This is a genomic window from Haloferax profundi, from assembly GCF_001469865.1.
Lineage (GTDB): Archaea > Halobacteriota > Halobacteria > Halobacteriales > Haloferacaceae > Haloferax > Haloferax profundi.
In genome coordinates this window covers 1-395 of record NZ_LOPV01000281.1, presented here as the reverse complement: position 1 = coordinate 395, position 395 = coordinate 1, and the positions used below count along the sequence as shown (strand labels likewise).

Sequence of the window (395 nt, the reverse complement as noted above, 5' to 3'; positions counted from 1 at the left end):
CCACTCCATACCAGACATGGCGTCTGACGTACTCCCTGACCCACTCTCGTCGAGTACGCGTGCACCGAACAAGGACACATCGGGTGCAACACCAACTGCTCGTTTTGCGTCAGTGCGTCCAGCGATTGTTCCAGCCACGTGAGTTCCGTGACCTCGTGGGTCAGCCGGTTGGGAAAAGTCACCGGCGAAATCTTTCCACAGTGTAACTTGGCCCTGTAATGCTGGGTGACTATCGTCGATTCCCGAGTCAACAACACTTACGTTGACGCCCGAACCGCTGACTCCTCGCTCTTGGACGTCATCTGCACCGATATACTCCGCACTCCATGTCTGTGTCCCACTTGTTGCACGTTCAAATCCAGTTGGATCGACTGTCTCACCGTATTTTGAAAGCG

1 protein-coding gene is annotated in these 395 nt (G+C 54.7%); it reads right to left on the bottom strand.

Going from position 1 to position 395, the window contains the following annotated elements; translation table 11 throughout:
* On the bottom strand, positions 1-312 hold a 312-nt coding region (locus tag AUR66_RS22615), incomplete at its 3' end, for a S8 family serine peptidase (protein ID WP_269432583.1).
* Between the last annotated feature and the right edge of the window lie 83 nt (positions 313-395).